This is a genomic window from Mucilaginibacter pocheonensis, assembly GCF_031456535.1.
GTDB lineage: Bacteria > Bacteroidota > Bacteroidia > Sphingobacteriales > Sphingobacteriaceae > Mucilaginibacter > Mucilaginibacter pocheonensis.
The window spans coordinates 1,041,437-1,064,155 of the sequence record NZ_JAVDUU010000003.1 but is presented as its reverse complement, the minus strand read 5'-3'; the positions used below and the strand labels follow the sequence as shown (position 1 = coordinate 1,064,155).

The following is a 22,719-nucleotide window of genomic DNA, read 5'->3' as shown; positions in this document are numbered from 1 at the left end:
TCTGTTAAATAGGTCTCTTTAATCACCCCCGACAATGCTATGTTTAGACTTTACAGATGGGTATGTGAAACCTCCAAAAAAATAAGTTAGATAACTTCGATACCAATAAGCTGTACAAGCTCAGAATCAATATTACTTTTTTACTTTTTATTAGTTATTTTAAGCCGGATAATTAATTGTTGAAAAATGGAGGATGCACTCATGGCTGAGGTAAACTTCTGACAAAACACGAATGTTACATAATTACTTTAAATATTTAAACATTACGCCTATTGAGGAGCGTTGGGGTATGTTTGTTACGGCTGTGGGTTATTCAAAAGTTGAACCTAATGATAATTATCCTAACCAAATACACCCGCAAAGTCATCATTTAACCTGGAACAGGGGGCGTATATTAAATGATTATTATATTGTTTTTATTTCAAAAGGTAAGGGCGTCTATGGTTCGGCGTTAACCGAACCAACTGATGTAACTGCTGGTACATGTTTTTTCCTGTATCCAGAGGTATGGCACCGGTATAAACCCGACCCTAAATCGGGCTGGGAAGAATATTGGGTTGGGTTTAATGGCTTTTATATAGAGCAATTAATGGCCAATGGTTTTTTTGACAAGCAAACCCCCTTTGTTTTTTTAGACTTAAATAAAGATATACTGATCATGTTCCGTAACTTAATTGAAGCTGTTCAGGCTTCTTTAACCGGTTATCCTCAGTATATTGCCGGTATTACCATGCAAATTTTAGGACTCATCAATAATGTAGCCCATCATCATCAGGAATATAATAATGACCCGGTCGGGAAATTAATATCAAAGGCAAAATTTATTATCCAGGAATCATTTGAAGATGCCCTGGATATGGAAAAACTGGCCATGGAGCTGCCTATGGGGTATTCTTCTTTTCGTAAGGCTTTTAAACAAATTACCGGTGAATCGCCCAATCAATACCATTTAAATTTACGGCTTTCAAGGGCTAAAGATCTGCTTACATCTACAGTTTTAAATATCAACGAGATAGCCTATCAAACCGGGTTTGAATCTGTTTTTTATTTTTCAAAATTGTTTAAAAAGAAAAATGGCGTTTCTCCAAATGCCTTTCGAAAAAACATCGATCAATCATTTTAAACTATACCTGTCATTTAATAAATCTTTCATAAAGTTATTGATCGTGAACTGATCTACTACTGGCTTGCCGGTAAAAGGAATGGCAGGCATGTATGGCACAGGGCCAAACTCTGTAGTAACAGGTAATATCTTAGTATTAACTTGTTTGTTGGTAGCTACAATTTTATCCCACCAGCCAAGAAACTTATCTAATGCATACCTCCATTCCGGCGCCCGGGGATCTGCAACCTGCGGCCCTTGTTCAAAACCAACGCGAGCATGAATATGGCGGCTTCGTTTAATACCTTCATCAACAATGGTTGCAAAGTTTTCCAGCATACTTTCTGTAACGCATACCCAGTGCGAAAAATCTGCTGTTATATTAAAATCATTACGCAGGTCAAATATTGTACTGATCATTTGCGGAGAATATCCCAACCGCCCACGGTGCGTTTCGTGCACTACGGTGATACCTGTTTTTTCTGAAAATTCTTTTGCTGTATCTACAAGTTCCAGGTTTTGCTGTAATGAAAAGTAATCCCGACCGGTATGGGAGTTAATCAGCAGTGGATCTGGCTCTGCGCATTGATAGAGGTTTTTAACGAACGATTCTTTGAATTTTTTAAAGGTGCTGCCCTCCGCGCTGTGCTGATGGCTTACCATATACATTTCGTGCTGTTGCAGGTAATCAAACAGAACGCGCTTATCATTCAGGTTATCCGGTACCCAGGTATCTATTCCATCATATCCGGCTGTTTTTATCTTATCCAGAAATGCCTTCAACTCCAGGTGCTCATGTCCCCATAGCGGACTAAGTATCTTAATTTCCATAGCCGATGCTCATCTTTTCTGAAGCTCCGCTAATGCGATGGGTCATTGAAATATCGCCTTTATCATCACTCTTTACCTTTTGAACCGCCTTTCCATTAATAGAAACTATATAATTTGCATTCGGTTTCAATTGCTTAATAAGATAAGTGAGCGTTTTTGCCGACGGTTTGGTTGCTGTTTGCTGCCATTCCATTTTATCACTGCTCCATTGTCCTATGTTGATGGTTAATGGCTTGTCTGTTGTGATTTGTAAAGAAGCTACGGGATTGTCGCCATTAAAGTAACTCAGTTGATTTTTAGTGGTGTTAAAGCCAAAGTTTTTATTACAAATAACCTTAAACCGCTGATTTGATACCGCGTAGCTATCATTATCAAGGTTAATAGTTAGGCGCTGACCCCTGAAATTATATTTCAGTGCAGTACCTTCAAGTTCCGGTGTAATATGCGGGTCGAGATAAAAGCGATTATACAATGGATTTACGCCGTAGATAGCCTGATATAACCCTACTATAGAAAGGCTGTTGCCAGACAAAATATCATCGCCCAGGCCATCCTGTTTCAGGCGGCCATATCGTTGAAATGCGAGGCCATCTTTACTATACCGATCCAGCACGTTTTTCACATACTTAACTGCCAATGCCGGGTTATAACTTGCATAGGCTTTAACCCCAACGGCTCCCCATGACAAAAACAAATCGCCATTTTCATATCCGGGGAAAGGCCATTGCCATTCCTTACCTTCGCCGGGAGCATATGATGTCATAGCAAGCGGCCAAAAGAAAAGATTTTCCTTTTGCATTTGATTCTCAATATTATCAAGGATCAATTTTTTCCGGCTATCATCATCGCAAATATCATAGGCAATGGCCATGAAATTAACCGGTGTAACCATGTTGCGGCCATGAATGGTTTGATCTTTGTCTCGCCAGTGAATATAACATTTGTTTTCGTCGTCCCAGAAACCACCCTGGCTGGTTGATTTGTTAAAGCTTGTTTTTAATTGGGCGGCAAAGTTTTCATAGTACTGTGCTTTAGTGTGATTATTTAGCTGGTTTTCAATATCAGCCCATTTTACGAGCGCGTGATAAAGATTGGCGTTGACAAAGGCATTTTCATACGATGCCCAGATAATGTCTATCCAATCGCTGCTTTGTTTTTGGCCCTGGTTATCTGTCATCATTTCAACAAGGCCGTTGTTATTGCTATCTCTTTTAAGTATCCAGTCTAAAGCTTTCTCGCATGATAGTTGATGGGTTTTTACCCACGCTTTATCCCCAGTCATATCATAAAGCTCAGCAACGTTGGTTACGAAATCGGGGTTCGAATCCATGAGTATTCCCCATTGTGCTTCGTAAAAACCATATTTATTAAATTGCCCAGGCATGGCATCCTCATTGGTATAAGCCCATCGCGGGTACACCCGCCCGTCGGGTTTTATCGCATGGTCACGATAAAAATCAAGACAGCTCTTATAACCTTTCAAATAATTAGGGTCATTGATGCCTAAGCCAAGTTGAGCAATATACTGTTCGTGCAAGCACACAGGTCCGTAAGGGGTATGCCAGCTGTTGCCGCCAAAATGCAGCGAATCAATTACGCCAATTCGGGCAATTGTACTTAGCACAGCATTTACCTGGTCTCCGTTTATACCTTGCAGTTTACCGCGTCCGTATTTTTCGTTATATTCAAAATAGCTAAATATTAAACTTTGCGAACTTTTACCGGCTGGTATATTAAAAGCAGACCATACATCAGTGGCTTTCCGTATAAAACGGCGCCTGTTGGTGCCACTGTCTGTGCGTGGTAGCATTTCCTGGTTGGAAACAGTAACTGTATAAGCCAGTTTGTTTTCATTTGTACGGGTATATTTCATGACCACCTCTTTGCCCGGAGCATCAACCGTAATATTTAACCCTATACCATTTTTGCTGTTCCAAAAGCTGGATGACCGGGTGTGAACACCGTAAGTGCATAGTGGCTCATTAAATAAATAAAACCAGGCCAAGCCACCGTAACCCTGATACGCCCCGTTCCAGGTATTGATGTCGTCAAAATTAAAAACGGGCATGGCCGCTTCATCTACCTTAACCTGTTTTGAGAGCTTTCTTTCAATAAGCCATTTTATGGATTTGTCTTTTTTTATAAAAGTCCAGCTCTCATTAATAGTTAAATCCTTATCGCCGTAACTGATACCGTCAATCTTGTAACTATCAGCGGTTTTTATTAGCACTGGATTACTTTTTAAATGCAATGAAGAATAAGTTATACCACCTGCTTTTATTGAAGTATAGATACCATCTGCACTGCTAATCACCTTTTTGCCGTTAATTACCAGCGATGTGACGCTCGCTTTGTTATTATAATTAAGCACCATGCTAAGCTTTGGTGTACTTATCGTAATTGTTTTAGGCTCGTCGGTTATTATTTTGTGAGTTGATTTTGCAGATCCGGTTAATGGCTCCAGCATCGCTAAAAAAAATATCAGCTTAATATATACTCTTTTGATAAACATAGGTTGGTTATTTAATGGGAGATAAGGAATCGTAAAAGATAAAGTTAAGGGTTTATTGGTTCTTGTGGTAAATTAAGGGGTTTTGGTCATTGTTGTTTAATGCATCACTTATTTTTAAACTGGTAAAAACGTCATCATTTAAAATATTTTGAATGCCGTTAAAAGTACTTCCATCAGGCATATAGGCGCAGGTCATGGCTCGTCTGTAACCTGGTGTCATATTTGCATGGGCTCCATGTATGGTAAGCCCGTTGTGAAACGAACAACTGCCAGCCTTCATTGGTGCAGCCACAGCTTTAGTTGTTTTAAATTCGGGATATGTTGTGAAAATGGCACCCATGTTTTTCCCAATGCCCGGGTTCTCAAAAGTTGTTTGCAGATAGGAGCCGGGTATGAAGAAGAGGCAGCCGTTTTCATACGTTGCGTCATCAAGCGCCACCCAGATAGATAATGCCCGGCGGTCGCTAAACGACCAATAGGGGGTATCCAGGTGCCATGATGTAGGGTTGGCCCATGGTTTTTTAATGAGTGCCTGGTCATGCCATATCCTTATACCGTCAGCGCCCGATAATTGGGCTGCCATTTTGCCCAACCGTTCGTCGACCATAATCTGTTTAATTTTATCATTATCCTGCCAAAGGTTAATTAACTGATCAAAAACATTGTCATAATATGACTTGTCGGCATCATCCCCTTTGCCATAAACTTCTTTACGGTCGGGCATTTTGTTGCCGTTTCGGTTTGCAACTGCCTCATCAAGGGCTGTTCGCCAAAAATCAAGCTCATCTGGTGAAAGGAAATCTTCTATTACTAAAAAGCCATTATGGCGGTATTGCGCAATATCCTGCGGCGATAGCTCATTTTTCATTTAGTTCTAAAATTGGTTTATGAATTCAAAATTATAATGAAAGCTATTTCAGCAGTTATTACATGAAGGGCTTTTTTTTGTACTTTTTGATATATCTGTTTTTAGGTAACTGATAGTGATCTTATAACGATCTTATAAAAAACTACTTATTGCATAATTATCAAAAAGTACAAATTAATGTCCAAATAATGTATTTAAAAATTTAAACTATCGAATAATTTTGAAGTAACAATTATATAACAATTCACCCGGCCGAACCATTTAACCAGCCGCGATACGAATAAATTACTAATAAAACTGATTATGAAACAAAGCATTACTGCATCGGTAAGTCATTTTTGGTTCTCAGGTAGTCCTCCTTAACAGGTAAAGAAGATTGTTCTGAATCTTTTTATAATCCGGAAATCTAACATTGAGTGATCTGGTTTGCTATGATACTGAGCAACCCAAAAAATCCAAAATTCTGAAAGCCAATAAAAAAAAATGCCATCAATACATGGCCTGGCTTTGCTATGCCAAAAAAATTAACCAAACAATAACCAATTAATTAAATCTCATGAAAAAAAAACTTTTACTTTTTAAACCGTGGAAGTACAGTGCGCTACTCATGTTGGCGCTACTCATGTACCTTCCTTTACGGTCGCAGGGCCAGGTTGCAGTTACCGGCACTGTAAAAGATTCGGTAAGTTCCGAGCCGGTCGTAGGTGTTTCTGTTTCATTAAAAGGTACAACAACAGGCACCCAAACAGATCTCAATGGTAGGTTTAAAATTAGTGCACCGGTTGGCAGCGTGTTAATATTCAGGTATATAGGTTATAAAGAGCAACAGGTTACGGTACAAAACTCCGATATGATTAATGTGCGGTTAGCTTCTATATCACAAAATTTAAAAGAAGTAGTGGTTGTGAGCTACGGTACGCAAAATAAGCGTGAAGTAACCGGCGCCATAAGTCAGCTAAAAGCTACCGAGGTTAAAGATATGCCGGTACCTAATATTGGGCAAAAATTACAAGGTAAGCTCGCCGGTGTGCAGATCAATCAAAATTCAGGAACCCCGGGTGCAGAAATGACGTTCCGCATCCGTGGTGCGGCATCTATTAACGCGGGCAATAACCCACTGGTTGTTATTGATGGTTTTCCATCCGAAAGCGGCCTTCAAACCCTAAGTCCTGATGAAATTGAAACTATTTCGGTATTAAAGGATGCATCGGCTTCTTCGCTGTATGGTTCACGTGCAGCCAATGGTGTGATATTGGTAACTACGAAGCAAGCTAAAACTGGTCAGAAAAGCCTGGACTTTAGCGCTTATACAGGTGTACAGTCTGTCCCGGACAGGGGCAAGCCCGACCTTATGAACCCCCAGGAATTTGCACAGTATAAAAAGGAGTATTATGAGGATGCCGCCAGATACGAAGGCTACACTGGAGGAGTACCTACGGTTTATCAAAACCCTGCTCAGTACGCCGGTAAACCTGGTACAAACTGGTTTGATATTTTATTACGCAATGCAGTTACTCAAAATTATAACCTGGCTTTTGCCTCGGGCACAACAGATCTGAAATCGGTTGTCAACTTGAACTATAACAAGCAGGAAGGCGTAATGCTCAATTCGTATGATGAACGCTTTACTGCCAGGACTAATAATATTTACACAGCATCTGACAGATTAACACTCGGAGTTAATTTGGAGGTATCCTATGGTAATAACCAGGTGGTGCCTGGTTTGGATAACGGACGTAATATCATAGAAAATGCCTTTTTAATGGATCCTACACTAAACTATAAAAACCCCGATGGTTCCTATCCGTTGTCGTTTTCACAACCTGGTATGTTCCCAAACCCCAACTATTACCTGGTGTTAACACAAATAGTTAACAAAACCAAAGCAACAAGGGTTATTGCCAACGGGTTTGCCGAATTGAAAATTGTTGATGGTTTAAAGTTTAAGACAACCATAAATGTAAACACCGACAATACTACTAACCGGCAATTTACACCATCTACGGCACAAGGAGGATTAGGCAGCGCGCCGCCGCAACCGGCTACGGGGCGTTATGGCAGCAGCAGCTTTACTACCTGGCTAAGTGAAAATACGCTGAACTATCAAAAAACTTTAGCAGGCAAACATAATTTTGATGTGTTGGCTGGTTACACCTATCAGCGATATTCGAGCGAGAACAGTTACATTGATGCAAGTCAATTCCCTGATGATAACATTCAGTGGATTAACGCGGCAACAACCCGTATAGGGAATATTGATCCCAATAACTTCGGACAATGGTCGTTATTGTCGTATATCGGTCGTTTTAACTACAATTACGACAGTAAATATCTTGTTTCCTTTGCTTTCAGGCGAGACGGCTCTTCAAAATTTGGGGCTAATAACAAATACGGTAATTTCCCTTCGGTATCATTAGGATGGGTTGCCTCTGACGAAGCATTTTTGAAGAATGTAAAGCCTATAAACTTTTTAAAACTAAGGGCCAGTTACGGTAAGGTTGGTAACAATAATATTGGCGACTACACCTACCTGGCTTCGGTCAATACAAGCAATTATGTTTTCAGTAATCAGGTTACGCCGGGAAAAACGCTTAGCGGCATAGGCAATAACGATTTAACCTGGGAAACCACCACCAGCTATGACTTAGGTTTAGATCTTGAAATGTTTAACAGCAGGTTGTCATTTACCTATGATTATTACTGGAAAAAAACCGATGGTCTGTTATATGGGATAGACATCCCCGTTCAATCAGGGTTTACAACCATCACATCCAATGTGGGCAGGTTTGATTTCTGGGGACATGAATTTACCATTGGATCAAAAAACCTTGTAGGGGCGTTTAAATGGAATACTAATTTCAATATTTCATTTGACAGGAACCTTGTTAAAAAATTGGGTACCAATGATGCCCCTATAGGTGGCTATAGTGAATACTGGGATGATAACAGGACGGCTGTTGGTCATCCAATAGGTTTATTTTATGGTTATATCAATAACGGTGTTTACATGACGCAACAGGAGTTTGATACACAGCCTCATAATGCTACAGCCATGGTTGGTACAGCGCGTTTTAAAGACGTTAGCGGACCGGCGGGTGTTCCTGATGGTAAAATTGATAGTTATGACAGAACCTACATTGGCAATCCTAACCCAACGTTTGTTTACGGTATCACCAACAGTTTCTCTTACAAAAACCTTGATCTAAGTATAGTAATGGCAGGTTCTGTAGGAAATGACATTGCTGATGATTCATTTCAGTCGACAGAAAATCTTGATGGTGTATTCAATGTAAGAAAAGGCGTGGCCAATCGCTGGCGCTCCGAAGAAGACCCGGGTGATGGTATATATCCTAGAACAAGAAGCGGAACCACCGCAGATTTCAGAAACTTTACCAGCAGGCAGGTATTTAAGGCAACTTATCTTGCCGTTAAAAACATTACACTGGGCTATACCTTACCGATTAAAAAGACCAAATATTTCAGAAGTTTCAGAGCTTATCTGAGCGCGCAAAATGCGTTCATTTTCTCTAAATATCCAGGGCTTAACCCCGAGGCCGGACTTGCAGGCTTAAACGGGCTAAACCAGGGCCGCGATTTTACCGGTTATCCTATTCCCCGGGTATTATCAGTGGGTATAAATGCGGGTTTTTAATGTAATATCTATTAAGCAATACAAAAATGAAAAAGTTATCATATATATTATTAATGACGCTGGGCATGGTTTCCTGCAAGAAGGATACACTCAACCTTGTTCCGCAAACCTCACTAAGTTCGTCGTCGTTTTTTAAAAACGCGGCTGAGTTTAACCAGGCACTAACCGGAGCCTACACGAACCTTCGTGGTGTTGCCTTTATGGGTATTTATATGGATGAAATGCGATCTGACAACGCTTTTTTTACCATTTACTCTGCAGATAGGGGTACCTCAACCAGTGCCGAGGCAATGGCCGAATTTATTGACAACAACATATCCAGCCAGGAACCAAATACACCCGGTAACCGATACGGTAATGATTATTCGGGCATTTCATCTGTAAACATAGTGCTGTCGCGCCTGGCCAAATCAAACCTTGGACAAGCAGATAAAGACCAAATATCTGGCGAAGCTCTATTTTTAAGAGCGTTTTACTATTATGATCTGGTTCAGCATTATGGTGGCGTACCATTGCAACTGGAAGAAGTTACCAATATAGACGGCGCTTTTTTACCCAGAAATTCGGTGGATGATGTTTATAACCAGATAGTGAAAGACCTTACTGCTGCTATACCACTTTTGCCTGTTGTAAAAACCTTCCCGCAATCGGGTAGGGCAACACAGGGCGCGGCCAAAATGCTACTCGCTTACACCTATATGTCAAAACCGACAAAGGAGTATGGGAAAGCAGAAACCGCCTTGCTGGATATTACTAAAATGAATTACACACTTTTGCCTGATTATGCCAGTGTATTTGACCCGACGAAGAAAAATAACCAGGAATCGATATTTGAAGTACAATATAAAATAGGTAACGATGGACAACAAAGTGACTTTATTTGGAGGTTTATCCCAAAAACAACCAACTCTGAGGTAATACTGGGTTTACGGGGTACTAATGCACGGGGGGGCTTAACCAGCGGCGGCTGGAACGTTCCGACCCAGGAAATGGTTGACTCCTATGAGCAGGGGGACTTGCGGTTGCCGGCCTCTATTGCAGTAGCCGAAGGAACGGTTGCTAATGAGGTATTAACCACTACGGCGGTTAAAAGTCCGGTAGGCTATAAACCTACTCCCGGTTTAGGTTATTACTACTTTATTAAAAAGTATCTGCACCCACCGTACCAGGTTGAATATAATACAGATGATAACTGGCCGGTATTTCGCTATTCGGGCGCATTGTTGCTTTTAGCCGAATGCTTGGTAGATGAAGGTAAAAATGGCGACGCATTGCAATATCTTAATCGAGTTAGAAAAAGAGCGGGGTTGCCAGATCTGGCACAGGCCACTAAGCAAAATGTATCCGACGAGATGCGTCATGAACTGGCATTTGAGAACCACAGATGGACAGACCTTATCCGCAATAACATGGCAATTGATGTCCTTAACGCTAAAGGCGTAACGATGAAAAAATTGTACGGATTTCTATTGCCATCTACCTTTAACGTTACCCAAAACAGACTCATTTATGCTATCCCTTTCCGCGAGCTGCAAATAAATAATAAACTGACCCAAAACCCAGGTTATTAAGTTATCTGAAAGCTACTAAACAAAAAAGCAGGTAAGCCATAGTTTACCTGCTTTTTAGTAATATCTGAAAATGAAATCAGAAAATTATTTAATGTAAACTTTTAGTTTGATCGCCTTTTGTTTTTCCTGGGTAAACTGGCCACTTCCATCATTACTCATTGCCGCAGAATCGCCAGCCTGAGACTCTTTATATTCAAAACCATAACAACCGGTTGTAGTGGTTGATTTGATAACCGCGAGGTAATGATTTCCTTTAATAACAGCCGCTTTAAATTTAATCGTATAATTTTTAGGCGCCCACGATAGTGTATCCTGTTTTAGACTTATAGCCGCAATTGCAGGACCTGTGGGATTTGATTCATTATCGGTATTGTATAACTCTATTATAAGGTCCGCATTCGGATAGCCGCTTTTAAATGTGGTAAAATCAAGCTGGTATAAAGTACCGTTGCGGTCGGCGGTAAATGATTGCGCCCATTGCCTGGTTTTATTGATATCACATGCCGTAGTAAAATCATCATTAACCCGAGTTGATTTGCCAGCACTGTAATTTGAAAGGACATTAGTTTCACCGCAGATTAGTGGATTGATAGATCCATCAGCAGCAAAAGTAAGCGGAGCCCAGTAAAAATTGGCTTGAGCCTCATTTTTGGCTGCGTTGTTCCATAAGTCGCTGCCAAAGAGGAAAACTGTTTCTGAATTTAATTTAAAGGTTGATACAAAAGAGGGTTGCCCACTGCAGGAATTGTCGCTGATCTTTTTACCCTCAGACCACGGCCCCAAAGGTGATTTGGCCGTACGATAAGACGCGCCTGTGCCCGAGCAATACCCACAGTTAGGATCGGAGTAAACCACGTAATAAATACCCTTTCGTTTAAACAAAGCTGGCGCTTCTGTTTTGCCATCGGTAACTGATTTAACATGCTGACCCGTACCTGTAAGATAATCGGCACTTAACTTTTCAATCACGATGCTGCCTTTTGTACGCCAGTCAGTATAAGCAAGATAAGCGGTTCCGTCATCATCAACAAAGGTATCATGGTCGCCATTGTTTAAGCCGGCAACGGGCATTTCACTATTTACTGCAAGGGTAGGCTCTTTAACTTCGGTGAAAGGGCCTGTAGGCTTTTTGCTCGTGAAAACGCGATAGCCAACCCGGTTGTCATACACATTTATCCAAAGTACATACAGTCGGGTTTTCTGATTGTAAATAACATGAGGACGAAAGCAGCCATAAGTTTTGCCATCGCATCGGGTTTGCCATACTGGTGTTTTAGCGTTAAATAAGAAGCCCTTATCAGTCCAATGGGTAAGATCCTTAGATGAATATACTTTAAAGCCACAAAATGGGGCCGACTTATTGCCCCATTCAAAGCCACAATCATAACTGGTGCCATACAGATAATACACACCGTTAAATAATGCTATTTCACCATCATGCGCGTCAATAGCATTGCCAAGGTTATCAAACCTGGTTAGCTGTTTCCCATTGCTGCTAAAATTTTTTATGGTTTGTGCGAAGGTAATTTGTGTAGATAGCAGAGCACTTAGAATGGTGGTGATAATGGTTGTTTTCATTGGTCTTAAATTTTATTTGGAGGCTTATATGTTGCACAGCATAGAGCTGCAGCTTTCCAAAATTATTTTAATGGAACCAGATTATACTTACATTATTTGATAATTTATTTGTTGTTTATGGCAGGTGTTACAAAGCGCCCCGGGTTCGTTTCCTATATTCTGAAGGGGTTAAGCCGGTTCTTTTTTTAAAAAGCTTTGAAAAGTAAAAGTAAGAATCAAACCGAAGATCACTTGAAATCTGTTTAATGGGTATGCCTGGGTCATTAAGCAAACTTTTGGCGCGCTCAATTTTTAATTGAATATAATACTGACCAGGTGAAAGGCCTGTGTGGGTTTTAAACACTTTACGAAACCAGGAATAACCAACCTGCAATTGCTCGGCAGCTATTTCTGGCGAAAAATCCTCGGCTATGTTAGACCTAAACAATAGACGTGCCTTGTTAATAATCACTTCTTTGTCTTCAGATTCGACTGAGTTTTGTTTTATAATAGAATGGAAGCTGCCAAGCAAATGCAATGCGGCACCGGATATGAGGGGCTGGTAGCCTGGACCTTCCATTTTCGTTTTTTCGATGATGCAGTTAAAAATGTCAAATGTATTTTCATTAAACCCAATATATAAACAAGGGTTATCGGGCTTGAAAAAACTCCTTTTAGCCAGATTGTCCATGATCTCGCCTTTAACGCCTATCCAATATTCGTCCCATCCGGTTTCGCCATTCGGTTTATAGCGGTGTCTTTCGCCGGGGAAAAGAATAATGATGGTACCTGCTTTAACTTCGGTTTGGCTGCAACTGTCCGACTCAAAAACGCCTTTGCCTTTAGTGATATATATGATCTGGTATTCATTTAAAACACGGCCTGCGTTCCAGTTAAAATAATGGTGGGCCGGATGGCTTTTAAAAGGATACAAGCCAGATGCTCCAATACGCGTGCAACCGGCATTTAAAACACATAAACCCCAGTTTTCATCTTCTTTACTTACCGGCAGGTATTTATAGTAATTGATCATTCAGATATAAATTAAATCCGACTACCTAGTATAAATTCTTATTGGCGCATTAATCCACGAATGTTTGGTTTACAATCTATAAAAATATTAAACTTTTAAGTAAAAATATATGCAGATTATACATGTTAAACCTTAATGCCAAAAAATACAAACAAAATATCAAATAGTTTATAGCAGGTCTGTTGCCTGTTTAAATCAAAAACTACAAATCAAATATCAAAACATACATTGTAAAAAGGGGGTTGGCAAGATAACTTTGAGATATCAACAATTAGCCAGTTTATAAAAAGCCCTTGCCCTTATAGTTTAATATGGTGGTCAACCGGCCTGATTTTTATACCATACTGTAAATAACATGTTAACAAAAACAATAATTGCCCCAGAGGTTAAGGTCGGGCTTTTTGGAATCGGTTTAAACGTTTACTGGGAACAATTTGAGGGATTAGAAAAGAGACTGTCAGGGTATACCGATGTAGTAGCCGATAAGCTCAAAGCCTCCGGTGCAGTAGTTGTAAACCTTGGCCTGGTAGATACACCCCAAAAAGCGTTTGAAGCGGGCGATCGTTTCAGAACCGAAGGAGTGGATATTATATTTTTATACGTTACCACCTACGCTTTATCTTCAACAGTGTTGCCTGTGGTTAAAAAAGCTAAAGTGCCTGTAATTGTACTTAACCTGTCACCCGAGGCAGCAATTGGTTATACTGCCTTTAATAATTTAAAAGACCGTACCGCAATGACGGGGGAGTGGCTGGCTTATTGTTCGGCCTGTCCGGCGCCCGAAATAGCTAACGTTTTTAAACGCTCCAACATTCCGTTTTACCAGGTAACAGGTATGCTGCATGGCGATGATCATGTTTGGCATGAAGCGGGGGAGTGGATAGGCGCTGCCAAAGTAGCCGGTCAGATGTATTATAATACGCTTGGACTTATGGGTAGTTATTATTCGGGTATGTTGGATATATATTCAAATCTCACTTTACACTGCGCAACATTTGGCGGTCTTATAGAAATTATAGAGGTTGATGAACTATCAGCATTGAGAACTACGGTATCGGCTGATGAAGTGAAACTTAAAGTTGATGAAATTTACAACTCCTTTGATGTTCAGGATGATTGTTCTGTGGCTGAAATAGAACGGGCCGCTTTAACAGCAGTAGCCTTGGATAAACTTGTTCAAAAGCATAATTTAGGTTCATTGGCTTATTACCATAAAGGAACCGGTAATGCAGTTAACGAAGATACCATGAGCTCTGTAATTGTAGGTAACTCTCTGCTTACAGCCCGTGGTATCCCCATAGCTGGCGAGTATGAAGTTAAAAACGCGCAAGCTATGAAAATTATGGAGTGCTTTGGCGCGGGCGGCTCTTTTACTGAATATTATGCAATGGACTTTACAGATGACGTAGTACTCATGGGGCATGATGGTCCGTGCCACCCGGCTATTGCCGAAGGAAAGATCAAGGTTAAGCCGCTTCACGTTTACCACGGCAAAGTGGGCAAAGGTTTATCTGTAGAAATGTCTGTTAGCCACGGGCCGGTTACCTTGCTTTCGGTAGTGGAAACAGCCGATGGCAAAATAATATTCCTGGTGGCGGAAGCAGAATCAGTTGCCGGGCCAATTCTTGAAATTGGTAATACAAACAGCAGGTACAGGTTCCCGATCGGAGCGAGAAATTTTGTGGAAACCTGGAATGCACAATCCCCGTCACATCATTGCGCTGTGGGGAAAGGGCATATTGCTTCTAAAATAAAAAAGCTTGGTGATCTTTTGGGTTTGCAAACGATCAAAGTATGCTGATAATGCTATAATTAACTGGTTAAAACTTTATTAAATATACATGAAGCAAAGAAAAATTACTTTAGCGATATTAGTTATCTGTTGTTTCGGTTCATTGAAGCTATATGCTCAACACTATATAGACGGAAGACCTTCCGCATCATTACGTTTACAATGCACTGATGAAGGCGTTGTGTTGAGGCACGGAAACGGAGCCGACAGTTGTGACACATTTGGCGCGAGGGAAGCTATTGTTAACGAGGTTGATAATAAATATTACTTGTTTTATGATGGTGCCGGAAAAGACGGTTGGAGAGCTTGTTTAGCCGAAAGCGATGATCTTAAAAACTGGAATAAAAAAGGACCTATTCTTGCCCTGGGAGATCTCGGAAAAAGTGATTCAAAAAGTGCATCCGCTCCCTGGGTAATTAAAAGTGATGGTGTATGGCACATGTTTTACCTGGGTACTCCGCATACAACTCCCGCTCCGGACAGGATACCCGCTTTTCCTTATCTAACTATGAAAGCACAAGCTAAATCAATTGAAGGCCCATGGATTAAGCAATATGATGTTACTCCTTTTATTGAAAAAACCAATGGTTTTTATACAGTAACTTCCAGTCCTGGGTTTATTGTTAAGGTAAATGGAGAGTTTCTACAGTTCTTCAGTGGTGCTTCCGAAGATGCCAACGGAACTAAAAGAACACTTGGACTGGCAAGAACTAAAAACTTAAACGGTAGCTGGAATATTGATCCAAAACCATTATTCCCGCCCACTGAGCAGGTAGAAAATTCATCTGTATTTTTTGAACAGGCTACTAAAACATGGTATTTATTTACAAACCATATCGGAATAACAAAGGAAAATGGAGAATACACCGATGCCATATGGGTATACTGGACAAAAGATATTTACCATTGGAATAAGAAAAGTAAAGCCATTGTATTAGATAAATCGAATTGCACATGGGCTAAAGGAGCCATAGGAATGCCCACCGTAATTAAAGTAGGGAATAGGCTGGCAATGCTATATGATGGGGTTGAAGGAACCAGTACAAGCCACATGGGCAGGGATATAGGATTGGCCTGGATTCAATTGCCGTTAAAAATTCAATAAAAAGATAATACCTGCTTGATTCTCAAAAAAACTGTCCAAAATGCCATAATATTCCCGACGGATCGTGCAGAAAACATTCTTTTCCCGAATGTTCTACCCGGATGGAGGTCAGCCGGGCAGTATTATATTTAGCCGTAACATTTAATACCGAAAGTTCATCCCAGTATCTGTCAACATCATCTACCTCTAAAAATATCATTGTATTCCTATCCAGTCCTTTACATAGCTTTCTGTAAATAAAAGGCAACATGTCCGTTCTTAAAAACCGACATGTTATTGGCTAATACTGTTTCTTCAAAACCAAGGTCGCGATAAAAACTTCTCGATAGCTCAAAATCTGTAGCGCCAATGAATGGTCTGATTGATTTAATGATGTTCAATTGTTTCAGTGGTTCAAATCTTATGTAAAAAGATCCAATTTCTGCGTCATCTCCAAGTATCAAGAGGAAGATTTTGGAAAATATCTCACCGTTAATCCGAGAGTCGCTGGTTCGAATCCATCCTCAGGTGCCGTAATGGGCAAGTTCCTTAAAAAAAGCAGTTTGCCTTTTTTTTGCCTTTTATTTCTCTGTTAATCATGTTGATCGAAAGTGAAGGTCAGATGTCAACTTAAACGGCGCCTTATTTTCTTGCGAAATGTTAAGAAAAATACGCAGGATTTACAAGGGAATTCAGGAAGTCTTATACCAACCGAAAAAAAAGCAAATATTTTATTAAAAAAAATAAATAAATGCTTAATTTTAAGCACGTTAAGAGTAAAATTAAGCGATTTTGTCCTTTTTAAATGACCTTTCACCAAGTCGAATCAATGATTCGACTATAATAATAGTTCGTTATGACAAATCTTCATCAGCTCCCAAAACTCTCCTTGTTTTTACTAATTCTTTTTTCTTGTGGCGGAAGGATTTATGCTCAGAACTTGCAACAGTTCCAATCAAAAGTGCAGAGTCTTAGCAGCAAAAAAAATCATATCAAGTTTGGGGAGCAGGACACACTTATTTATCTCAATGAGGTTGATATTAATATTAGTTCAAAAGAGACCATTTACATTGAAAATTACGGTTATATCAATGGCCGAAGAAAAATTAATTTTTTCTCAAACAATCCATTTATTGTTGTGCGCTCATCAATGAATGGAAAGGATTCCCTATTAGTTCCCATAGAAAATAAGTCGGTAGCTCAGGGTGTCGAAAGTCTGATGGATTTTCCCACCCTAAAGGACATGCCAGATGAGTACGCCGACCTAATGATTTCCGACCTAAAAAAATTCGATCAAAAATTAATGGGTCAGATAAAGGCGAATTTCGGCATCGGAAAACACACTGTAGAACAAGGTGGGCAGATAACAAGAATCACTGCTTATACCGACCTGAAAATCAAATCCCAAAATTTGCTCGGACAGATTGCGCTATTTATATCATTGCCATTTACAATTAACGGACAAACTTATTGCCATGTGTCTTATAAGGCGAGAGAAAAAAGGCTTTTTTCTGACAACTGGAGGGATCCGGAGAGCGAAGTTCAAAAAGCTGCTAAAGATTTCTTTTTGACATTTTTTAAGCATCTGTAAGATGAAATTTAACAAAGCAATTTTGATCGTATTTATTGTTTTTTTGACTGCAGTTATATTGCAAATCGGCATGGCGTATGTTACTTTTTTACAAGGCAAAATTTATGCTGATGAACTTGGCGAGATACTGATTAGCTTTATCAAAATATATTCCATCCATATCAGTATACTTTTTACTGGATCCTTTTTTACACATCTGGAAAATAAGGAAAAAAAAATTAGCTCAAAGATTTTATGGGTGTCCTTGACGCTTGTTTGTTTATGGAACGCCATTTTGATTACAAGCTGCTTTATACTCACTCAAGTATCACCTCCTGCAAGTTATAAAGGAGTAATCGACTTTCAGGAGAAAATTGCTTCAGCGAGTTCGTTCCTGATAACAGGAATTTTGTCGTATTTTTTTATAACAAAAAACCAGTCATGAAAGCGATATTAAGCCTGATAATATTTATGGCATTCACGACGTTCCGGTTAGCGGCTCAAAGTGGTACTACTAAAGTTATTTTTAATGAACCTATTATGAACAATGTTCAGGAAATTGATTTTTTTGAAGATAGTACCAATACCATGTTAATAAATACAGAGAAAGATTATTATGGGTATTTTATGGGGGCTTATAAACAAATTTTTCATAATAAACATCCTTTAGAATTGTTTGAGCATACTTTGCCGTTAAGGGATTATATGACTGCCCACAAGTCCGACGATACTATTATCATACAAAACCAAGCGATTGGAAAAGAAATTTTTAGACTTAATCAAGACGATGAGAGCGTCTCATGGGTTAATATGACTTTCGACCGAGCAAAAGATAACCTTATCGTTTTTTACAGTAGCCGAAACAAATCTTTTAGGGGAACCCTGATTGATTTTGTCAATTTAAAAACATGGAGAGTTACGCGGGCAAAATTTCGTTTTTATGGCTACATGCCAAATAGTTTCAGGGCAATTCCTGGCACAAATCTTTATCTTTTCTCTTATTTTTATAATTCAAAAAATGGAGTTTCCATTGTTAATAATAAGGGAGAACTGTTACAAAATGTAGGATTCGATCGCAACGCGAAGGTTTATTTTTTTAGAAATAGTCGTACCTTTTTAACCTATGACAGCACCCAACTCATCAAAAAGTATCTTGTTAATATTGTGAACACCGAATCTGCGACAATAGAGAAACCTTATAACATAAAAACGCGGTTCAGGGTAGGGCATATTTACGACAATAATGCTAAAAATAATTTATTGTTGATAGATGCACGTACCTATGGTGATTCTATTTTCAACAGCAAAATCCAACCTCGTAAAGACACCATTATCAATGGGAAAAAAAGAAGAACCGGAACGAAGCAATGGTGGACCACTTCAACTTATGTTTATGATTTAAATACTAATAAATTCAAAGACTCTGTAGAGGCGAATGAGAGCGTGCGGTTCGTCCCTAATGCTGAAAAGTTGACTTTTGTGCAGGAAAAAGCCTCATCGCTTTTTTCATCAATAGATACGACAGCGGTCGTTGTCTATGACCTCAAAAGTAAACAATATCAAAAGTATCAAGGCAGTAATGTGTCAAAAGTTAAAGCAATGGATTATTATCCATCTACTGGTCTATTAGCAACTATCACTGAAGACTTGAAAATTCAGGTAACGAATTTGAGAACTTCCAATACAGCAAGCTTTCAGTTACCTGATACCATATTAGCAATGCACAAATCTTTCTGGCGGGTGAAAGGAGTAAGTTTTTCATCGAGCGGTGAATTTTTGGCGGTTAACTTTGGTCGGTTTACCTATTTTTTCAAATCAAATAACTTATCGTTCTATCATTTCTCTTATAATGTTGAGGAATGTACACGGATGTTTTCGGGAAATTCTGATGACAACATGATCATGGAATTCAAGAGCAAACTCGCTAGTTTTGACGTTGATCATAAAAAGTATAGCACTATTTTTGACAAAACCAGTGCCGATTCAAGTTTTAATTCCAAAGGTGAAGACTGTTACCTTTTAAGCGATTCTCTTATTCTTGTGTTGGGAAAAGCGCCGATGCTTAACAAAGCGCAAGCTCAAAAATGGAAAATAAAATTTGGCTCGAAAAAGATTCCATCACCGCTTAATGGGATGCGGATAATTAACCTTAGAAATAACAAGGTTGTGTTTTCATTTGTTCTGGAAAAACAGGTCACTGTGTCGATTCCTGGGTCACTTGAAGAATCAAAAACAATTGCTATCACCGAGTTCGATCAAATTTCTAAGGGTGATAAATTATCGAATGATTGGATTCGGTGGGTTGATATTGATTTAGAAAAGAGAACTTTCAAGGTGATAACAAGTTTAGGAGCGGTTATTTTCGATTACAATAAGCTTTCGAAGATTACGCAAATTGAAGCTGATCGCAAATTTTTCCCATCTGAAAAAATACAGAATTCTAAATTATATTTCGTGAAACTGGATGAAGATTATTCTAACTATAGTGTATATAAAAGGGACCAGGATGGGAAAACGGAATTTGTGATGAACATCCCTTCATTATTCACCAATGAAGACGACTTTGATCTGATCAACCCTATCAATAAAATAATGGATATTGGAAATGATTTTTTAGCAGTAATTAATGAAGATGGTCTTTTTCAGGTATATGACTTGCAGAGTAAGAGGGTAAGTTTTACACAACTCACATTTAAGGATAACACTTGGATCAACTATTCGCCGATTGGCTATTTTGATATTTCTTTTAACCTTTTGCCTAAAGTTTCCTGGTTTGACTTTACCACTCGAGGTTGTTTTAATTTTGATTTCGCTTATAACGAATTTTTTCAGCCCGACTTGATCTCGCAGTTGTATTTAAGAAGTTTAAAAAGTCCTCCCTTCGATATAGGATATTATTTGAAAATTCCCTCATTGAGAGATTTGGAAAATAAATCATTGATTTACTATACAGTGCGCGACCGGAAAAACTATGCATGTTTTTCTAAACTAGATGATTTCTCCTTGGTCAATTTAAAAAAATACATATCGGCGGCCGGTTTAGGAGCTGAAACTGGAGTGAATAACAATGGTGATTTTATGATCAAAATCCCTGACAATGCTGTGGTGCCAGAAAAAAAGACAGCATCATATAGGGACGGATTTAATCTTGATTCGCTTAGCGAGGTAACCCATAAAAAAAGATTCCTATATTATGCTTCCATTGGTATAGGGAGGTATAAGTCGGGAAGCAATTTACCGGAATTAAGCGGGACAGCGCGCTCGCTCGGACTGTTTCAGAATATATTGGCGAAATACGATATGAACATCCGAAATGTTTACGATTCTGTTTTTTATTGGAAACCATTAGCTGATTCTGCGGCGACAAGGACTAACATTTTGGCTTATTTGGGGAGGATAATTCAAACACTAAAAGAAGACGATGCCTTGGTGATCTATTTTTGCGGGCATGGTGTTATACCGTCTCAAAGTGAACTCTTTTACTTTTTACCGTATGATGCTCAACTAAAAAATAAGGAAAGTATAATTGCCTCAACAATAAACACTGCGACTCTGGTAGATTTTGTCAGGTTCTTGAAAACAAAAAAAATAGTGATTATGATTGATGCTTGCCAGTCAGGAGGTTCTATAGAAAGTATGCGTAAGGTTTCTTCAGTCAAACCCAATAGGACAAATATGCAGTCCAAGAATACAGGAAGTGCGTCAGTTAACATATTGGCTTCAAGTGCGCCGTATAGCTTTACTTATCAATCGGAAAAAGAAAATAGCTTTCTGCTACGTCGATTTGATTCTTCAATTTCCAGTCTTCTGGCTAATAACGAAATTATTACTATGGAGGAAATTGTTGAATCTATGCAAAATGATGATACAGTTAATCCAATAAATGGAGAGATATTAATGTTCTCCCAACCTTCCGCGACCTTTAATCTGCTGAGAAGGAAAAAATAAAACTGGTATATCGCTTTTAATTAAATGAAGAAATGAGCTTATTAAAATTATGATATCGTGCTAGCTTGAGTTGCTGCTTCATATATGGAATAAAAATGGCCATATACCACATTATTACACTGTTTTAATAAAAAGCAATCATTTTATTTGCAGGTTTTTAGTCATTTTTGGTATAAAAATCAGCGGAGAGGGAGATTCCAGAACCTAAGTTCTATCGTATTGATTATTAAATTTCTAATTTATATTTTCTTCGTAACTCTTTGAATGACGCATAAAGTCAACAAAAAATATCGTTCCATTACCTTGTTCGCTTTTTGGCTGAATAGGTGCACGGTTGACCTTTATAAATCCTTATCTGTTAATGTAGGTAAGGATTTATCGATGTAACTTTGAAATATCCCTTATTTCAACCTTAATATGCCACTCTATCATTTTACGAGACTGAATACCTTTCTCAATTACATTCTCCCATCCGGGACTTTAATGTCTAACAGCCTCGCATTAATGAACGATCCGCGCGAATCACATCCTTGGGGTTTTGGCAGTACGAATTTACCTTATGATAAATTGTTTCCGGACTATTACTCGAATGAAACACATATCGATTGCCAGTTTAAATTTGGCCAGATGGTCAAAGACCGCTTTCGGGTGATCTGTTTCTCCGGTGCAAAACATCATGGTTGGGATAACGAAATGATGTGGGCGCATTACGCCGATCGGCAAAGGGGTATTTGCTTGGAATTTGATGAAGAGATATTAAGAGCTTCTATAGAAAGCAACTTTCCGGAAACAAAATTTGAGCTGCAGAGTGTCAATTATGAACAGAAAATAAAGAACCGGGATGCCTGGGTGGAATGGAACGGACGTTTATCGCATGAAGAAAACCTGCAAAACTTTTTGGAGGTGCTCAGCTGTCAGGTCACTTTTAATAAATCACATTTTTGGGAAAAAGAAGATGAGAAGCGTTTATTGTTCCTGAATCATGCAGAGCGTTTATTTGTCCCGGTAGCAGCAGCGCTGAAAGCAGTACATATCGGACTTGGTATCCCTAAAGCGGAACATGACGAAATATTTGATGCGATCAGCGGGAAAGGCATCAGGCTTTACGTGATGATCTACCAGCACAACTGTTATGAGCGCTGGATATTAACCAAAAAAGACCGGAAATGGTGGACGTCTAAGGACTAAGATTTTTCTGT

15 protein-coding genes are annotated in these 22,719 nt (G+C 39.2%); 9 read left to right on the top strand and 6 right to left on the bottom strand.

Translation table 11 applies throughout. From position 1 onward, the window contains the following. Nucleotides 1-232 precede the first annotated feature (232 nt). A complete protein-coding gene (locus J2W55_RS17835; protein ID WP_091168994.1) occupies nucleotides 233-1,123 on the top strand; it encodes a helix-turn-helix domain-containing protein in 891 nt (296 codons plus the stop codon). Here J2W55_RS17835 and J2W55_RS17830 read toward each other — a convergent pair. The 3 genes from J2W55_RS17830 to J2W55_RS17820 are packed head-to-tail and all read right to left on the bottom strand — an operon-like array spanning nucleotide 1,115 to nucleotide 5,313. Beyond that, the gene (locus J2W55_RS17830) at nucleotides 1,115-1,933 is read right to left on the bottom strand and encodes an IolE/MocC family protein (RefSeq protein WP_310098690.1); all 819 of its coding nucleotides are present in this window, start codon (nucleotides 1,931-1,933) and stop codon (nucleotides 1,115-1,117) included. The genes J2W55_RS17835 and J2W55_RS17830 overlap by 9 nt on opposite strands. Further along, a complete protein-coding gene (locus J2W55_RS17825) occupies nucleotides 1,923-4,445 on the bottom strand; it encodes an alpha-L-rhamnosidase-related protein (RefSeq protein ID WP_310098688.1) in 2,523 nt (840 codons plus the stop codon). The genes J2W55_RS17830 and J2W55_RS17825 overlap by 11 nt, the downstream gene beginning before the upstream one ends. A gap of 52 nt (nucleotides 4,446-4,497) precedes the next feature. Continuing rightward, complete coding sequence (locus tag J2W55_RS17820; RefSeq protein WP_310098686.1) at nucleotides 4,498-5,313, bottom strand: phytanoyl-CoA dioxygenase family protein; 816 nt, start codon at nucleotides 5,311-5,313, stop codon at nucleotides 4,498-4,500. Nucleotides 5,314-5,869: 556 nt separating this feature from the next. Between J2W55_RS17820 and J2W55_RS17815 the strand changes: the two genes are divergently transcribed. Both J2W55_RS17815 and J2W55_RS17810 read left to right on the top strand, forming a co-directional pair. Beyond that, on the top strand, nucleotides 5,870-8,965 hold the full coding sequence (locus tag J2W55_RS17815; protein ID WP_310098684.1) for a SusC/RagA family TonB-linked outer membrane protein: 3,096 nt from the start codon (nucleotides 5,870-5,872) through the stop codon (nucleotides 8,963-8,965). 26 nt (nucleotides 8,966-8,991) lie between these two features. Beyond that, nucleotides 8,992-10,536: a RagB/SusD family nutrient uptake outer membrane protein gene (locus J2W55_RS17810; protein WP_310098682.1), complete on the top strand. Its 1,545-nt coding sequence runs from the start codon at nucleotides 8,992-8,994 to the stop codon at nucleotides 10,534-10,536. Nucleotides 10,537-10,620: 84 nt separating this feature from the next. Here J2W55_RS17810 and J2W55_RS17805 read toward each other — a convergent pair whose 3' ends face one another. Continuing rightward, a complete protein-coding gene (locus J2W55_RS17805; RefSeq protein ID WP_310098680.1) occupies nucleotides 10,621-12,114 on the bottom strand; it encodes a family 43 glycosylhydrolase in 1,494 nt (497 codons plus the stop codon). Nucleotides 12,115-12,241: 127 nt separating this feature from the next. Beyond that, entirely contained in the window at nucleotides 12,242-13,126 is an 885-nt protein-coding gene (locus tag J2W55_RS17800; protein WP_310098678.1) for an AraC family transcriptional regulator, read from the bottom strand. A 355-nt stretch (nucleotides 13,127-13,481) separates the two neighbouring features. Here J2W55_RS17800 and J2W55_RS17795 point away from each other — a divergent pair, with 355 nt between their 5' ends. Further along, nucleotides 13,482-14,927, top strand: a complete 1,446-nt coding sequence (locus J2W55_RS17795; RefSeq protein WP_310098676.1) for an arabinose isomerase — start codon at nucleotides 13,482-13,484, stop codon at nucleotides 14,925-14,927. A gap of 40 nt (nucleotides 14,928-14,967) precedes the next feature. Beyond that, nucleotides 14,968-16,023 (top strand): glycoside hydrolase family protein, encoded by a 1,056-nt coding sequence (locus J2W55_RS17790; protein WP_310098675.1) that lies wholly within the window; start codon nucleotides 14,968-14,970, stop codon nucleotides 16,021-16,023. 22 nt (nucleotides 16,024-16,045) lie between these two features. Here J2W55_RS17790 and J2W55_RS17785 read toward each other — a convergent pair whose 3' ends face one another. Beyond that, nucleotides 16,046-16,273: a VOC family protein gene (locus J2W55_RS17785; RefSeq protein ID WP_310098673.1), complete on the bottom strand. Its 228-nt coding sequence runs from the start codon at nucleotides 16,271-16,273 to the stop codon at nucleotides 16,046-16,048. A 585-nt stretch (nucleotides 16,274-16,858) separates the two neighbouring features. Between J2W55_RS17785 and J2W55_RS17780 the strand changes: the two genes are divergently transcribed. The 4 genes from J2W55_RS17780 (at nucleotide 16,859) to J2W55_RS17765 (ending at nucleotide 22,708) form a co-directional block, all read left to right on the top strand. Next, nucleotides 16,859-17,593 carry a hypothetical protein gene (locus J2W55_RS17780; protein ID WP_310098671.1) on the top strand — a complete coding sequence of 245 codons (735 nt, stop codon included), beginning with the start codon at nucleotides 16,859-16,861 and terminating at the stop codon, nucleotides 17,591-17,593. A 1-nt stretch (nucleotide 17,594) separates the two neighbouring features. Beyond that, a complete protein-coding gene (locus J2W55_RS17775; protein ID WP_310098669.1) occupies nucleotides 17,595-18,017 on the top strand; it encodes a hypothetical protein in 423 nt (140 codons plus the stop codon). Further along, a complete protein-coding gene (locus tag J2W55_RS17770) occupies nucleotides 18,014-21,520 on the top strand; it encodes a caspase family protein (protein WP_310098667.1) in 3,507 nt (1,168 codons plus the stop codon). Before J2W55_RS17775 ends, J2W55_RS17770 begins: the two co-directional genes overlap by 4 nt. A 483-nt stretch (nucleotides 21,521-22,003) precedes the next feature. Continuing rightward, entirely contained in the window at nucleotides 22,004-22,708 is a 705-nt protein-coding gene (locus tag J2W55_RS17765; protein ID WP_310098665.1) for a DUF2971 domain-containing protein, read from the top strand. Nucleotides 22,709-22,719: the final 11 nt, after the last annotated feature.

Coding starts and splice junctions, on each gene's coding strand:
- J2W55_RS17800 (WP_310098678.1), bottom strand. CDS start 13,126: ATGATCAATTACTATAAATACCTGCCGGTAAGTAAAGAAGATGAAAAC.
- J2W55_RS17805 (WP_310098680.1), bottom strand. CDS start 12,114: ATGAAAACAACCATTATCACCACCATTCTAAGTGCTCTGCTATCTACA.
- J2W55_RS17785 (WP_310098673.1), bottom strand. CDS start 16,273: ATGTTGCCTTTTATTTACAGAAAGCTATGTAAAGGACTGGATAGGAAT.
- J2W55_RS17825 (WP_310098688.1), bottom strand. CDS start 4,445: ATGTTTATCAAAAGAGTATATATTAAGCTGATATTTTTTTTAGCGATG.
- J2W55_RS17790 (WP_310098675.1), top strand. CDS start 14,968: ATGAAGCAAAGAAAAATTACTTTAGCGATATTAGTTATCTGTTGTTTC.
- J2W55_RS17795 (WP_310098676.1), top strand. CDS start 13,482: ATGTTAACAAAAACAATAATTGCCCCAGAGGTTAAGGTCGGGCTTTTT.
- J2W55_RS17765 (WP_310098665.1), top strand. CDS start 22,004: ATGTCTAACAGCCTCGCATTAATGAACGATCCGCGCGAATCACATCCT.
- J2W55_RS17815 (WP_310098684.1), top strand. CDS start 5,870: ATGAAAAAAAAACTTTTACTTTTTAAACCGTGGAAGTACAGTGCGCTA.
- J2W55_RS17770 (WP_310098667.1), top strand. CDS start 18,014: ATGAAAGCGATATTAAGCCTGATAATATTTATGGCATTCACGACGTTC.
- J2W55_RS17830 (WP_310098690.1), bottom strand. CDS start 1,933: ATGGAAATTAAGATACTTAGTCCGCTATGGGGACATGAGCACCTGGAG.
- J2W55_RS17780 (WP_310098671.1), top strand. CDS start 16,859: ATGACAAATCTTCATCAGCTCCCAAAACTCTCCTTGTTTTTACTAATT.
- J2W55_RS17775 (WP_310098669.1), top strand. CDS start 17,595: ATGAAATTTAACAAAGCAATTTTGATCGTATTTATTGTTTTTTTGACT.
- J2W55_RS17820 (WP_310098686.1), bottom strand. CDS start 5,313: ATGAAAAATGAGCTATCGCCGCAGGATATTGCGCAATACCGCCATAAT.
- J2W55_RS17835 (WP_091168994.1), top strand. CDS start 233: ATGTTACATAATTACTTTAAATATTTAAACATTACGCCTATTGAGGAG.
- J2W55_RS17810 (WP_310098682.1), top strand. CDS start 8,992: ATGAAAAAGTTATCATATATATTATTAATGACGCTGGGCATGGTTTCC.